The organism is Psychrobacter cryohalolentis K5, from assembly GCF_000013905.1.
GTDB lineage: Bacteria > Pseudomonadota > Gammaproteobacteria > Pseudomonadales > Moraxellaceae > Psychrobacter > Psychrobacter cryohalolentis.
Window position 1 is genome coordinate 774,735 of record NC_007969.1, and the last position, 14,795, is coordinate 789,529.

A 14,795-nucleotide genomic window follows, 5' to 3' on the forward strand; every position below is an offset into this window, starting at 1 on the left:
ATTAATTTATTTGTAGTGAGACCTATAATGATTCAAGCTATTCGCTTTAACAAAACCATCAAAGCCAAGACCATGCGCTCAACGGCCATGCATGTAGCCGTAATTGCAGTGATGGCAACTGCGGTCATTGGGTGTAATCGAGGTATCAAGCCAGTCGTCAACGACCCTGTAAAATTGGTACAAATCGTGCAACCTGTTAGCGTATTGCAGCCGGTTTTTAGTACCGACCTTGGTAATAAAAACGTCAGTAAAAAAGATCCGCTTACTTTGCAAGTCGGTTATGCCAATTCGCAAATCGTTACTGCCTCGCGCGGTGGTGATCTGGTTGGTTTTGACAAAGCTGGTCAGCGTTTATGGTCGGTAAATGTTGGCGACCAGATTACAGGTGGTGTTGCGATAGATGAGCTAAGCCAAACTGCTATTATTAGTACTCGTGGCGGTCTGGTTATGGCATTTGATAGCGTAACAGGTGCAAAACGCTGGCAGCAACAGCTTACTGGTTCAGTGCTAACGCCGGCGCTCATTAGCAATAACCGCGTTATCTTGTCAGTCAATGATGGTTTTCTACATGGCTTATCGCTGCAGACCGGTCAGTCAGTTTGGCAGTTTGCTACCCAAGTTCCAGCGATTAGTGTACGCGGTAGCGCTGCACCAACGTTATTAGATGCTAAGACGGCGTTGTTAGCGACTGCCGATGGACGCTTGCATGCTATCACGGTAGATAATGGTTTGCCGCTATGGTCAAGACGCGTTGGTGTGGGTACAGGCAGCAGCGAAGTTGAACGCATGAGCGATGTTGATGGTATGCCAATTGTAGATAACAATCAGTTATTTGCCATTAGTTATAGTGGGCAGTTACTCGGTATTGATTTGGCATCGCGCCAAGTGATGTTTGTTAATGAGCTTGCCAGTTTAAAAGCGCTTGCAGTCAACAATCAGCAAGTGGTTGCGACAAGCTTAGACGGTAAAGTGGTTGCTTACAACCGCAGTAATGGTGCTGTTCTCTGGGAAAGTGAAGAATTGGCCTATCGCCATTTGACCAATCCTGTGATGATTGGTAACTATATCGCAGTGGGCGACTTTGATGGAGTGGTACATTTATTTGACCCAGCCACTGGTAAGATTGTCAGCCGTGTACAGACCAAAGGCGCATTGACCAATTTGCAAGTGCAAGGCAGCCGCTTAATGACCCAAAGCACCTCAGGTCAAGTAGCGATTTGGCAGTTGGCACGCTAATCTTAATGACTTGCAGTCCTATTTAATGAGCATTTTTCTATATTGCTCATTAAATAGGTGATCTAATAGTAAGTCACCTAATAGTAAAATGAACAGAAAACGCTGCATAGTCAGCGTTTAATGCCTTGTAAAACTGCTTGTTTACATATCGGCTTTCGCGTACGCTATGCGACCGGTGCATTATTGGCGTTATCTATATATAATAGCGACAGATAATATCCATATATGATGCATTCCTCTGAATATCATTTATTCATTGTAAGATAGCCAAGAACTATTTTCTGACTATCGTTTTATCTTATCATTCATTTAAATTTGCGGTCAACGGCTGCTACTTTTTGCTTTTTTATAACGGTAAATTTACGTTGTAAAAGAGATTGTATCTAAGTAGTTGCACTGTCCGTCATTGTGCCTTTCACTGAGAGTAACCCATGAGTATCAAGCCTGTGGTCGCCTTAATTGGTCGTCCAAACGTCGGTAAATCCACCTTATTTAATCAGTTCACTAAAAGTCGGCAGGCATTGGTTGCTGATTTGTCAGGATTGACTCGTGACCGTCAATACGGTGATGCGACCTACGAAGACAAAGCTTTTATTGTCGTTGATACCGGTGGTATTGGTGAAGCGGACGATGGCAGAGGCGATATTGATGATTATATGTCTGAACAGTCGTATACTGCTATTCATGAAGCCGATATCATTGTATTTGTGGTTGATGCACGCGCAGGGATGATTGGTGCTGATGCTGAGATTGGTAAGTTTTTACACACCCTTGGCAAGCCTGTATATGTTGTTGCCAACAAAGTCGATGGTGTGCATGATTCGGCGCCTGCTGAATTTTATGCATTAGGTCTAGGCGAACCATATCCAATGGCGGCAAGTCACGGTCGCGGGGTCGGCAATCTGCTCGAAGTATTAACCGCTGATATGCCTAGTCAGGAAAATGTGGTTGAGCCCAGAGGGTTGAAACTTGCTATTATCGGTCGTCCAAACGTTGGTAAATCGACGCTAGTCAACCGTTTGCTTGGTGAAGACCGCGTTGTCGTCTTTGATATGCCTGGTACCACTCGTGATAGTATCTATATCCCATATACGCGTGAAGGTAAAGATTACGTATTGATTGATACGGCTGGTGTTCGTCGCCGTGGTAAAATCGATGAAAAAGTTGAGAAATTCTCAGTTATCAAAACCTTACAAGCGATTGAAGACTCTAATGTAACCGTTATTGTTATTGATGCTCATGAAGGTATTGTTGATCAAGATTTGCATATGATTGGCTATGCGCTGGACGCAGGTCGTGCGCTAGTGGTTGCGATTAATAAGTGGGACGGTTTGACTGCCGATCAAAAGAACTATATCAAAATTGAGATGGATCGCCGTTTTAATTTTATCCCTTATGTAAAAGTCCATCAAATCTCAGCATTACATGGTACGGGCGTGGGTAATTTATATCCGTCTATTTTGCGTGCTTATCAATCGTCAATGTTTGAGGTATCAACCAACCGTTTGACGCAGATTTTGCAAGATGCTGTTACTGCCAATCCACCGCCAACGGTCGCTGGTCGCCGTATTAAGTTGCGTTATGCGCATATCGGTGGACACAATCCGCCCGTTATCGTCATTCATGGTAATCAAACTGGTTCGTTACCTAAGAGCTATCAGCGCTATCTTGAAAATCAATTCCGTCAGGTATTCAAGTTAGAAGGCACGCCACTAAACGTGGTCTTTAAACTGAATGAAAACCCGTATGCTAATAAAAGCGATACGCCGACCAAAGCCAAAACCCAACAGTTACGTCAACGTGAACGTAATCGTGCGCAGAAATTTACCACCAAAGATAAGCCGAGATTTACCAACAAAGATAAAAAGCGTTAATGCAATCATATTTGCGCTTTTGGGTGGTAGTAGCTAGCCGATAAAAGCCCTTTGATACTATTTATCAGGCTTTTTAAATGTGCTTCGTCATGACGGCTGTATCAGTTGTCATGGCATTTTGCAATTTAGGGCACTATTCATTAGTTGCCTTAAAATATCAATTTTCACTTATAACCGCTATAAAATACCTGTACTATAATCAAAAGTTGTCTAACTCAGTTGAGTGATATGAACAACCGCCCGCATCAAACACTTCCTACGCTTATCTGGCACTCTATCATGCAGACCATGGTCTTGGCTGTTTTGGCAGGTTTATTAGTGTCTTTTATTTATGGCTTTGTTCACTATTACAAAGACACACGCCAGCATATTCAGGATTTAGCGACATTACTGACTATCAGCGCATCGATAGCAGATTCCACCGATATCGTCGATGAACAAATACGTTTTTTATTAGAAAAAGAGCAAGGCATTGAGAGTATTTTATTTTATACCACCTCTCAGCCTGTCGTTGATGCCAATCAATTAAGAGACGACTGGAAGAATGCTTTGTTTGCCAATAGGATTAGCTTTAATTATCCTGTCGTTGGCGATCCTACCAATAAGATTCTCTCATCGAAAGAAGATGCTTTGGTTGGTTATTTGAATATCACTTTAGATGTGGCGACGCTGCGTGAGAATTGGATTAAAAAGAACCTACTGCTATGGCTTATGACAACGCTATTGGCGATTATTTGGGCGTTGTTTATCCTGCGTAAGCTGAATTGGCCGTCAAAAGATATCGCCAATCTGACGGCAGCTTGCGATATAGTTATAAAAAATCCAGATATTGAGCAGTTACCTCTGATTCAACAGCGTTTTGAGTTTCAGGAGTTGGTACAGATTAAACAGGCTTTTATTACCCTATTTGATCGCCTGCAAATCGCAAAGCAAGATTATCAGGCACTTGCGGCTTTCGAGCAACAACTGCATCATAAAGATGTGTCGCTTGATGTGCAGCTACATAATTTTCAAAGTATGATTACTCATGAGCTAAAAACTTCGCTAAATGCGATCGTTGGCGGCTTACAGCTACTAGATGATGAAAAGTTAAATCACGAGCAAAGAGACGCGGTTGATATTATTCGAGAGGGTAGTGACAAACTGGTCTTAACCTTAGATCAAATTATTCAGTTAAATCAAATCCAGAAAGGTCAAATCAGCCTACATGTGCACGAATTTAATCCATTGCAACTAATCGCTGACTTATTGGCAGAGTTTGAGCCAGCTATTAAGAAAAAGGGCTTAACGTTAATCAGTCATATCCATCATATCGATTATATCCTCGAAGGCGATGCTGAAAGAATACAGCAAATTTTAGCGATACTGGTCAGTAACGCCATGAAGTTCACACCAGCAGGTCAAATCACCATTACGTCACAACTGACCCATTTTGATAACAGCAATCGCTGGCAGATTAGCGTAAAGGACACTGGTATCGGGATTGATAGCAGTTTTATTGAAGATATTTTTAATCCATTTTTTCAGGTAGATTCATCGCAAACCCGTCAATACGAAGGGTCGGGAATTGGTCTGCCAGTGGTTAAGCAAATGGCTCAGCTGATGGGGGCTAGCATTGAAGTAGATAGCACTTTAGGTATTGGTACGAATTTTACAGTTACTATTCCTATGTCTAATCAACACCATTCTCAACAACAGCAACATCTGCGCGGCTTAAGAATTATTTATTACTACTATCATGAAAAAGGGTTGTTGGTAGATCAATTACAGCATTTGGGTGCTGATGTGGCCTGCTATCAACATGAACAGCTGGTTATCGATGAGGTACATGCGAAGCAATTTGACATGCTGATGTTTGCAGAAGATGTGTTCCCCAGAAAAGCAGCCTCATTAGCGAGTCATATTCGTGCGGCTGAGACAGAGTATCGAACGTTACTGGTGTTTTGGTATCCACAGCAGCAAGCAAAACATTTAGCCGATTTTGAGTTTGGTCTAAAGGCTGCAGGTATAGACTACTGCGAAGTTGCCAAATACGAAGACAAAGCGTTAAGTGATTTACTAAAAAGCTGGCTGACATGGTCATAAAAATAGCGAGAAATATAAAATTTTAAACATAAAAAAGACGCCTTGATATGAGACGTCTTTTTTATGTTGAACTTCATGATAAAAGCATTATTTCAAAATGCTATCATTGTGCTTAAAATAAGTTCTGGGTCCAACGAGAAAAACGTTGCCAGATACGGCTCATAAAACCTGATTGCTCAATGTCGCTTGTCGCAATCACAGGCACAGAAGCCACTGCTTTGCCATCTATCACAGCCATCATTTTACCGATTTCTTGACCCTTTTTGATAGGCGCTTCTAAGCTTTCAGGAATATCGACCACAGTAGTGATTTTATTCTTTTGTGTTTTAGTGGTCAAAATCTGCAAATTATCACCAGTCGCTACTTCTATCTCTTTTGCTTCACCAAACCAGACAGGAACTTTGCTGACAAACTGACCAGCAGGTGCTTGAGTAACCGTTGTGAAGTGACCAAAACCCCAATTGAGCAACTCACGCGACTGATCAGCACGTGCTTGCTGACTTTCAGTGCCCATAATGACAGAGATTAGGCGCATACCTTCACGGTTGCTTGAGGCTGCTAAGCAATACCCAGCTGCATCCGTATGTCCTGTTTTTAGACCATCAACAGTAGGGTCGGTGGCCAGTAGGGCATTACGATTACCTTGAGTAATACCGTTATAGGTAAACTCTTTTTCTGAATAAATGCTGTAGTAATCGCCGCTGTTTTTGATAATGGCGCGTGATAGCTTGGCCAAATCTAGAGCAGATGCTTGGTGACCCTCATCAGGCATACCAGTAGAGTTGACGAAATGGGTATTCTTCATACCAATCTTTTGCGCTTGCTCATTCATCAAGATAGCAAACGATGCTTCGCTACCAGCGATATGCTCAGCCATTGCTTTTGAGGCGTCATTACCTGATTGAATAATAATACCGCGTAGCATATCTATAACACTCGCGCTCTTATTCACCGGTACATACATGCACGACTGGCTACTACTGCCGCGGCACCAAGCACTTGGACTCATCAATACCTGATCGGTTTCTTTGAGATCGCCTGAAGCTAAGCGCTGTTCAATGATGTAACTGGTCATCATTTTGGTCAAAGATGCTGGCGGCAAGGCTTGATTGGCATTTTTCTGTGCCAAAATTTCACCCGTGTTATAGTCCATTAATACATACGCAGTATTTGCCATCTCAGGCGGCTGTATGGCTGCACTTGCCATCACTGCACCCATAGAAATACTGACACCCACTACCAGCTGCACCAGCTGTTTTTTCACACGCTTTACTGTCATAGATTGTTACACCGCATCATAAAACCAAATGTATCTGTCACTTGTCCCCAACACCATACCTTTACACAATCTTTGGCAGACTATGTTAAATCTCAGGTTAAACCATAGATTTTTTGAGAGTAGAGGAAACTAAAGCAACGGACATAAAATTAACGCCTTATCTTAGCAAAATGCCGCCCGATGGGGAAACGATAAATACAATAAAATAAGACGTTATTAAAAATAAAGCGAATAATTTTATAAACTTCACTCATAAAAAAGCTTGCTGCTATCCTTATTAAATAATAGGGATGGCAGCAAGCTTTTTGTAGCGAGTCATCTAAATAAACATTCAGCACTGGCTTATATAATACTTATTTGACCACTTTATACAGATATTAAAGAGATAAGAAAGTAGATTGTTATCATTAATTATGGCGATCTTTACCTCTTTAACCTCTTACTATGGCTTAAAAACGTATTTCGATAACATAGCGTATCAATAAAGGGCTACTACTGATATTCAGCATTCGCTAAATCTTCACACAATGCTTTATTGTCTTGCTTAGAAAATCCCATCGTCCAGCTACGAATACCTTGCAGAATTTGACGATAATCTTGCTGAGTAGATAAGTACTGGATAGCTGCTTTTGGGTCTTCTAATGATGGCATCAACTCATGAAGCTGCACGTTATAAGACTTATAAAAACGTTGCTTTTGCTTACCATTTAGCATCGGCGGGCATATCTCTGACAGCACTTGCATAACCGCAATTTCATGTTTTGTGATATTGATACCAGATAAATCTAAAGGTATGGTCGTCGCAGAATTGGGTGCAGCATTTGTGGCTTGAGACAGCATCGCAATAGATGTTATCAATGCTGCTAGCCCGACTTTTGAGGCACTTCTTGCCAATACAGAAGTCATAGATAATATCGATTGATTTTTCATTCAGTATCACACTCGCTTATCTTTATTTAATGGTGCTATGTTAATGGGTAAAAAAACAAATGTCACATAAAATATTGATTTATGTGTAGAGATATTGTGAGCTAAATCAGGTCTCCAGCAACATAGCCGTATTATAAACCGGTAAGTTACCTCAACATAAAAGTATAAGTTGTAAATGTTGTGGGTTGTAGCCTACTGTAACCTCAGCGCAGGTTTTTAATGATGAAAAATAGGAGTCTTGCTCTGGGCAAATCATTCAATAAACTACGTTATTATGCAAATTATGTATGAAGAGTGGGTTCGTCTCAATAGTCTATTAGGGTATAATCGCCCGAAATAATCATAGCTATTTACTATGCAAACAGACATAGATGAGCAGTATAAACAACTGATATAGCTTTGATTATTATGCTTTTAAGTAGAATGACCTTAGTGCCAATAGCGGTGATTATAGCAACTTTACGCAAATAACGTAGATAAGTGGATGAACGGTCATTCATAAATAGATTGAGTAAATATGAAGATTTTAATGAGCAATGACGATGGGGTTTATGCACCAGGTTTGCTGGCACTATATGAGGCATTATCTACTATGGCCGAGGTCATGGTTGTCGCGCCAAATAGCGAGCAAAGTGGCTGCGCCAGTGCATTAAGTATCACCACACCCTTATATACGCATCAATTGCCTTCTGGTTTTATTGCTGTCAATGGCACACCAGCTGACTGTATCTATCTGGCATTAAACGAAATATATTCTGACACGGATTTTGATTGTGTGATTACGGGGATCAATTCAGGTGCCAATCTTGGTCAAGACGTTTTGTTTTCAGGCACTTTTGGGGCGGCATTAACCGCTCAGTTATTTGGTATACCCGCTATTGCGACCTCATTGGTAGGCGGTGGGGCAAAAAGCAGTGAGCAGGAATGTGAGCGTCATTATCAAATGGCAGCAAGTGAGATTGTGAAATTATTGACAGATACGCCAATATTGGATATTTGCAAAAATTTGCCCTATCACGTATTAAACGTTAATATTCCTGATGTGAGTAATGCTGATGAGATTAACGGTCGCAAAATGACAGTTTTGGGGCATAGGAAGATAGCGCGTCCTGTCCACCATGTGGTAGATCCACGCGGGCGAGATGCATATTGGTTATCACTACGCAAGCGTCAGGATATATGGGCAGATAATACTGATCATGTTTCGTCTGGTACTACTATGACTGATGATCAAGCGGTTGCCGCAGGTTACATCAGTCTATCGCCTGTACGTTTGCACCATACGCCAGCCGCCACACTCGATATGCTATCAGCGTTAATGCTGTAAGATGAATCGAATATTGATGATGGCAGCTAAGATAGCTAAACACTTAAACGGTATAACAGTTAGCAAAATGCTTGTGAGTCACACAAGGAGTTTGTACGTAACATAAAGAATAGGAAATCTTGTATGAAGAAGCTTATTGCTGGATCGCGATTTATCACGGTGGCATTGCTGGGCACGATGGCGGCTGCCACAGTAACGATGGTAGGTTGCGCCACCAAACCCACTTACCAATCAGCCAACCAAGCGGGACCGAAGATTATTACCAATAATCAAGGGGTTCCTAACTATCATCGTGTGCAGCGCGGCGATACGGTCAGTCAAGTGGCGGCGCGCTATAATCTCAATTACCGTCAAATTGGTTCACTGAATGGCCTAGACAGTAAATACACCATTTATAGTGGTCAGTGGCTCAAACTATGGCAAGGTGAGCCGGCAAGCGCTAATAATAGTAATCGCTACAACGCTTCGAACAATGACTCTGCACCTACACAGCCAACCTATACACCGCCTGTGAGCAGCACGCCTAACTATTCACAACCGCCCGTCTATGAAGTGACTGCCAATGCAACGTCAGGCTATGAGTATCCGACTCGCAATCAAATAACCCGCAATTTCGATGCAGCATCTAGCACGATGGGCATGTGGTTTGCTGGTAACGTAGGTGATCCAGTGCAAGCAAGTCAATCAGGTACGGTTCTTTATTCGGGTAACGGTCTGCCAGAGTATGGCAACTTGATTATGATTCGTCATAGTGACAACTATATCACTGCTTATGCCCATAACAGCCAGCTGTTAGTGAAAGAGGGCGATAGCGTTCAGCGTGGTCAACGTATCGCAAATATGGGTAATAGTGGTCAGACCAATCAAGTGGGTTTGGAATTTCAAGTACGCTTAAATGGCAACCCTATCGATCCACGAGCGGTACTAGGGCGTTAAATTTATTATTGTTTGGCAATTAAATGGAATTATCTAAGCCACATTGCACCTTACTTACGGATACTTGAGACCTCTTATGCGATTAAATAAACACTACCTTGCCTTTTTCCCTGCCTTAGTAATGGTTGGTTGTACCAGTCAGCAGGCGATGCAGCAACCTAATAAGCCAGTTCGTCAAGGTAATGTGCAAATTACCCAGACTCAAACCATTCAAGTGAAGCCGACTCCAGCACCGGTCATTAAACCAACACCCGCAAAGCCAAGCTACAATAGTTTTTCTGATTGGAAGTCTGATTTTTCTATGCGTGCCATTTCATCAGGTCATGATGCTGCTACGGTTCGTCGTCTGCTCGATTCTGCGTATTTAAATCAACAAGTCATCTCGCTTGATTCAGGACAGCCAGAGTTTTCAAAAATGCCATGGGAATATGTCGATTCTGCGGTATCAGATGGTCGCGTCAGTACTGGCAAGCGTAAGTTCGCTGAGCAACGCACGTATTTATCGCAGTTACAGTCGCAATATGGCGTCAATGCAGAAATCATTGCAGCGATTTGGGGCATGGAGTCGTCATACGGCGTAGTAACAGGTAATAGTAGTATTCCAAGCTCGCTAGCTAGCCTTGCTTATGATGGGCGCCGTCAAGAATTTGCCGAAACTCAGCTATTATCACTAGCGACACTATTACAGCGCGGCGATGTGTCTTGGTCACAGCTCGACGGCTCTTGGGCAGGCGGTATGGGGCAGACGCAGTTTATCCCTGATACCTGGCTTAAACATGGCGTTGACGGTGATGGTAATGGACATCGCAATCCATGGTCGACGGGCGACGCCTTGGCATCTACTGCTAATTATCTGAGCAATTCAGGTTGGGTACGTGGTTTGGCACCATTTTATGAAGCAACCATTCCGTCATCATTTGATTACACACTGGTTGGTACTAAGCAGCCTGCTGCTAGATGGGCGTCAATGGGCGTCGATACCATAGCCGATGTGTCCTTGGATGGTAACACTCAAATGGAGTTGTGGCTGCCAGCGGGTAAAGACGGTCCAGTACTGCTACTCAGTCCAAATTTTGATGTCATAAAAGTCTATAACAATTCATCAAGCTATGCCCTTGGTGTTAGCTTACTGGGTAAAGCGCTGATTGGACAAGGCGGTTTGCAAAAGTCATGGCCGCGTTATGAGCGTCCGTTATCAACGTCGCAAGTACGCAATTTACAACAGCGTTTGACAAGCTCAGGCTACGATACAAAAGGCTCTGATGGTATCGTAGGTACCAATACTCGCAATGCATTCCAGCGCTGGCAAGCAGCCAACGGTCAAACGCCAGATGGTTTTATTACTCAGCGTAGCGCGTCTTCATTGGCTGGGTGGTGAGATAGGTTGAAATCACTATTTTTGGATAATCGTTGTTTTCAAAGGTTGTTTAAAAATAACGATGTTACTAAATAAAAAAAACTCCGTTTTATAACGGAGTTTTTCATTGTATAAGGATAACAGCAGCAGTTTTGATGTTTAGGTATTTAAATAGTAATGTTAAATTCAAATAAGTTAAACTCTGCACTCTCAGCAATAATACCTTCATCTACGCTTGCTGTAATCGCACCAATCACGGCACTCACTTTTTGCTGTCGCTTGTCCTTATTTAACAGTCGCCAATCACCAAGGACATAGCGAGTTTTACCCTCATTACTTTGGTGGATTTCAGGACGATGGGTATGACCATGTAGTAGAGCGTCAAAGCGATAAATAGCTTTATTCACTGCTGCTTCATTAACATCCATGATATGAGCCGCTTTATTGGCATTATTTTGCTGACTCTTTTGCCGCATATTATCAGCAATCGCCAAGCGTTTCTCTAACGATTTATTAAGCAAATACCACTGCGTCAAACGATTACGCATTACTTTACGAAAAAACTGATACTTTTTGTCATCAACGCATAGTGCATCACCGTGTTCTAAGCGATAGTTTTGCTGTCCAACGGTTAATGTATACGGCTCATAAATAAGCTCGCCACCGAATATATTACAAAATGGCTGCCCTAACAAAAAATCGCGGTTGCCGTGCATGACCAAAATCTCGCAGCCAGCTATGCGCAGTTTTTTTAATTTAATGATAAGTGGTGTGAGCCAATGTTTTTGTCGTTCCTCTTCGGATAAAGACAAATAAAAATCATCCCCAAGCCAGACTTCAAACCAGTCACCTAATATAAATAGGCGTTTTAGCGCAGGCAGAGCAAGGCAATCATCAAGCAGCGCCAAAAAAGCCTGCACTAAGGCAGGCTCTTCAGGCGATAAATGCAAATCGCTAATCAATACTTGTCGCACCTCATGAGGGCGGGTGGTAATTAGATGGCTGAAACTTTGCATTTATCCTTATCCTCATAACTTTAAACAGTAACGACTCATAAGCTTTCACTGATTCATCGCTACTGAGTAATAACTATTGAAGAATGATTACTGAGTGATGATGGTGGCTGAATTGATAACCACTGGCTCTTTTGGTACATCAGCATGCATGCCGAAACGACCGGTTGGGACGCCACGCATTTTTTCGATGACGTCCATACCGCTTGTTACTTTACCAAATACGGTATAACCCCAACCTTGCATGTTTTTGCCAGAATGGTTTAAGAAGTCATTGTCTTTTACGTTGACAAAAAATTGGCTAGTCGCTGAATGTGGATCTTGCGTACGCGCCATAGCAATCGTGCCAGCGTCGTTCTTTAAACCGTTATCTGCTTCGTTTTCTACTGGCTTGTTGGTGGCTTTTTCATTCATCTCAGCGTCCATTCCACCGCCTTGAATCATAAAGCCGTCAATGATGCGATGGAAAATCGTGCCATCATAATGACCAGATTTTACGTAGTTTAAAAAGTTTTCAACGGTTTTTGGTGCTTTTTCTTCATTGAGTTCGATAACGATCGCACCCATACTGGTGTCAAGTTCTACTACTGGTGGCATGTCTACCATAGGATATTCCTCTTTATTGCAGCGCCTAAAATGACGCTGTTAAGTGGTGGATAAAAAGTTGGTGGATAAAAAGTTATGGCTAGTCTAACGGCTTTTTTATCCCGTGTCATGTATCAGGCTGTTAATGCGTTTGCAAAAGCTGATAGAATAACGCAACTTTACCCATTTCTAAACGATTTTGACAAAAAGTCATCATAGCTTGGTGTTTATAACACACTGTTTTTATAACCCAAATTTTTGTAAATTGGCTTAAATTTAATGGCTGAGGCTTGTTTTACGATATCGTTTTACTTTATCAAATATTTTGAATTTTACATGAGGCGTGATGGCACGTCGTATGAATTGACCATTTGCGTTAGGAGCAATGCCCGATGAGTGAGCACTCAAGCAATAATGCACAAAAAGACGAACACAAAAACGACTTTATTCGTAATATTATTCGTGATGATGTTAATGCGCAGAAATACCAACAGATTGTCACTCGTTTTCCACCTGAGCCAAATGGTTACTTGCACTTGGGACACGTAAAGTCCATCTGCCTAAACTTTGGTGTGGCTGAGGAGTTTGGCGGCATCTGCAACCTGCGCTTTGATGACACCAACCCAACCGCAGAAAAGCAAGACTTCATTGATAACATCGAGAATGATGTAAAATGGTTGGGCTTTGAGTGGGCAGGAGAGGCGTACCATGCCTCAGGATATTTCGACCAACTTCATGCTTGGGCGATTCAGCTGATCAAGCAAGGCGATGCTTATGTAGATTTGCAATCGCCTGAGCAAATTAAAGAAAATCGTGGCTCATTTAATGAAGCAGGCACAGCGTCACCACATCGTAATGCCAGTGTTGAAGAAAATTTGCAACTCTTTGATGATATGAAAGAGGGCAAATATGCTGAAGGTAAAGCAGTGCTACGTGCCAAGATTGATATGGCAAGCCCTAATATGAACCTACGTGATCCTGTTATCTATCGAATTATGCATCAAGCACATCACCAAACGGGGGATAAATGGTGCATTTATCCGATGTATGACTTTGCTCACCCGTTATCTGATGCGCTTGAAGGCATTACCCATTCATTATGTACGTTAGAGTTTGAAGACCATCGTCCATTTTATGACTGGGCAATAGAAAAAGTTGGCTTTGAGCAACCGCCGCATCAGTATGAGTTCTCTCGTCTAAATGTCGACCATACATTGACCAGTAAGCGCAAATTAAAGCAGCTGGTTGATGAAAATATCGTTAGCGGTTGGGACGATCCACGTATGCCGACGATTGCTGGCATGCGTCGCCGTGGGTATACACCAGAAGGCTTACGTGATTTCTGTGAGCGTGTTGGCGTGACCAAAGTAGACAGTGTTGTAGACTTTCGCTTATTAGAATTTAGTATTCGTCAGTCACTAGAGACGACAACTGGTCGTGGTATGGCGGTACTTAAGCCATTAAAAGTGACCATTACCAACTTTAGCGATGCTGTTAGCAGTTGGGATTTGCAAAAGGCTGACACCGTTCAAGCACGTTTTGACGATGCCTCGCAGACTTTATGGCTAACTCAGCCCAATCATCCCAATGTCGATATGGGTGAACGTGAAATTCCATTTACTGAGACCATTTATATTGACCAAGGCGATTATGAAATTGAGCCGCCAGCAGGTTATAAGCGTTTATCACCAGAGAAAAATGAAATTCGTCTGCGTAATACCTATGTATTGGCCGTGACGGAGCATATTTTAGATGATAGCGGTAACGTGATTGAGCTTAAAGCAACGATTGATCCGGCGACTTTGGGCAATAATCCTGAAGGTCGTAAAGTTAAAGGCGTGATTCATTGGGTATCGGCTAGCCAAGGCGTTTCAGCAACGGTGCGCATGTATGAGCAGCTATTTAGTGTCGAAGACCCAAGTGGCGTCGCTGACGTCCATCAAGCCTTGAATCCTAACTCATTGACTGAGCTAAATGCTGTAGTTGAGCCATCATTGGTCAATGCAGACGCTGGCACGCGCTTCCAGTTTGAGCGTGAAGGTTACTTTATCTCTGATAGCGAAGATCATAGCAGTGATAAGCCTGTCTTTAACCAAATCGTGAGCTTACGTGATAGTTATAAACCCGCTTAATTTATCATTAGTGCAGTTCATATTTATTGTAAGAAAATACT

Annotated in this window: 11 protein-coding genes; 7 read left to right on the forward strand and 4 right to left on the reverse strand. The window is 42.4% G+C overall.

Going from position 1 to position 14,795, the window contains the following annotated elements; translation table 11 throughout:
* Nucleotides 1–27: 27 nt before the first annotated feature.
* The 3 genes from bamB to PCRYO_RS03420 all read left to right on the forward strand — a co-directional run bounded on the left by bamB (nt 28) and on the right by PCRYO_RS03420 (nt 5,195).
* Nucleotides 28–1,236, forward strand: coding sequence for an outer membrane protein assembly factor BamB (gene bamB / locus PCRYO_RS03410; protein WP_011513005.1), 1,209 nt, complete (start codon nt 28–30; stop codon nt 1,234–1,236).
* A 431-nt stretch (nt 1,237–1,667) separates the two neighbouring features.
* Nucleotides 1,668–3,110, forward strand: a complete 1,443-nt coding sequence (der, locus tag PCRYO_RS03415; RefSeq protein ID WP_011513006.1) for a ribosome biogenesis GTPase Der — start codon at nt 1,668–1,670, stop codon at nt 3,108–3,110.
* A gap of 228 nt (nt 3,111–3,338) precedes the next feature.
* Nucleotides 3,339–5,195 carry a sensor histidine kinase gene (locus PCRYO_RS03420; protein WP_011513007.1) on the forward strand — a complete coding sequence of 619 codons (1,857 nt, stop codon included), beginning with the start codon at nt 3,339–3,341 and terminating at the stop codon, nt 5,193–5,195.
* Nucleotides 5,196–5,307: 112 nt separating this feature from the next.
* Here PCRYO_RS03420 and PCRYO_RS03425 read toward each other — a convergent pair whose 3' ends face one another.
* Together PCRYO_RS03425 and PCRYO_RS03430 are read right to left on the reverse strand one after the other, a co-directional pair.
* A complete protein-coding gene (locus tag PCRYO_RS03425) occupies nt 5,308–6,474 on the reverse strand; it encodes a D-alanyl-D-alanine carboxypeptidase family protein (protein WP_011513008.1) in 1,167 nt (388 codons plus the stop codon).
* 492 nt (nt 6,475–6,966) lie between these two features.
* Complete coding sequence (locus tag PCRYO_RS03430; RefSeq protein WP_011513009.1) at nt 6,967–7,404, reverse strand: MCR_0457 family protein; 438 nt, start codon at nt 7,402–7,404, stop codon at nt 6,967–6,969.
* Between the two features lie 517 nt (nt 7,405–7,921).
* Here PCRYO_RS03430 and surE point away from each other — a divergent pair.
* From surE to PCRYO_RS03445, 3 genes are all read left to right on the forward strand, one after another.
* On the forward strand, nt 7,922–8,731 hold the full coding sequence (surE, locus tag PCRYO_RS03435; RefSeq protein WP_011513010.1) for a 5'/3'-nucleotidase SurE: 810 nt from the start codon (nt 7,922–7,924) through the stop codon (nt 8,729–8,731).
* A gap of 123 nt (nt 8,732–8,854) precedes the next feature.
* Entirely contained in the window at nt 8,855–9,667 is an 813-nt protein-coding gene (locus tag PCRYO_RS03440; RefSeq protein WP_011513011.1) for a M23 family metallopeptidase, read from the forward strand.
* Nucleotides 9,668–9,743: 76 nt separating this feature from the next.
* On the forward strand, nt 9,744–11,045 hold the full coding sequence (locus tag PCRYO_RS03445; RefSeq protein WP_011513012.1) for a lytic murein transglycosylase: 1,302 nt from the start codon (nt 9,744–9,746) through the stop codon (nt 11,043–11,045).
* A gap of 146 nt (nt 11,046–11,191) precedes the next feature.
* Here PCRYO_RS03445 and PCRYO_RS03450 read toward each other — a convergent pair whose 3' ends face one another.
* Nucleotides 11,192–12,040 carry a UDP-2,3-diacylglucosamine diphosphatase gene (locus tag PCRYO_RS03450; RefSeq protein ID WP_011513013.1) on the reverse strand — a complete coding sequence of 283 codons (849 nt, stop codon included), beginning with the start codon at nt 12,038–12,040 and terminating at the stop codon, nt 11,192–11,194.
* Between the two features lie 87 nt (nt 12,041–12,127).
* Entirely contained in the window at nt 12,128–12,643 is a 516-nt protein-coding gene (locus PCRYO_RS03455; RefSeq protein WP_011513014.1) for a peptidylprolyl isomerase, read from the reverse strand.
* Nucleotides 12,644–13,014: 371 nt separating this feature from the next.
* Between PCRYO_RS03455 and PCRYO_RS03460 the strand changes: the two genes are divergently transcribed.
* The gene (locus PCRYO_RS03460; protein WP_011513015.1) at nt 13,015–14,754 is read left to right on the forward strand and encodes a glutamine--tRNA ligase/YqeY domain fusion protein; all 1,740 of its coding nucleotides are present in this window, start codon (nt 13,015–13,017) and stop codon (nt 14,752–14,754) included.
* The last annotated feature ends 41 nt before the right edge of the window (nt 14,755–14,795 follow it).

Excerpts from the sequence above, each read along its gene's own strand:
- bamB (WP_011513005.1), top strand. The coding sequence starts at position 28 with ATGATTCAAGCTATTCGCTTTAACAAAACCATCAAAGCCAAGACCATG.
- der (WP_011513006.1), top strand. The coding sequence starts at position 1,668 with ATGAGTATCAAGCCTGTGGTCGCCTTAATTGGTCGTCCAAACGTCGGT.
- PCRYO_RS03420 (WP_011513007.1), top strand. The coding sequence starts at position 3,339 with ATGAACAACCGCCCGCATCAAACACTTCCTACGCTTATCTGGCACTCT.
- PCRYO_RS03425 (WP_011513008.1), bottom strand. The coding sequence starts at position 6,474 with ATGACAGTAAAGCGTGTGAAAAAACAGCTGGTGCAGCTGGTAGTGGGT.
- PCRYO_RS03430 (WP_011513009.1), bottom strand. The coding sequence starts at position 7,404 with ATGAAAAATCAATCGATATTATCTATGACTTCTGTATTGGCAAGAAGT.
- surE (WP_011513010.1), top strand. The coding sequence starts at position 7,922 with ATGAAGATTTTAATGAGCAATGACGATGGGGTTTATGCACCAGGTTTG.
- PCRYO_RS03440 (WP_011513011.1), top strand. The coding sequence starts at position 8,855 with ATGAAGAAGCTTATTGCTGGATCGCGATTTATCACGGTGGCATTGCTG.
- PCRYO_RS03445 (WP_011513012.1), top strand. The coding sequence starts at position 9,744 with ATGCGATTAAATAAACACTACCTTGCCTTTTTCCCTGCCTTAGTAATG.
- PCRYO_RS03450 (WP_011513013.1), bottom strand. The coding sequence starts at position 12,040 with ATGCAAAGTTTCAGCCATCTAATTACCACCCGCCCTCATGAGGTGCGA.
- PCRYO_RS03455 (WP_011513014.1), bottom strand. The coding sequence starts at position 12,643 with ATGGTAGACATGCCACCAGTAGTAGAACTTGACACCAGTATGGGTGCG.
- PCRYO_RS03460 (WP_011513015.1), top strand. The coding sequence starts at position 13,015 with ATGAGTGAGCACTCAAGCAATAATGCACAAAAAGACGAACACAAAAAC.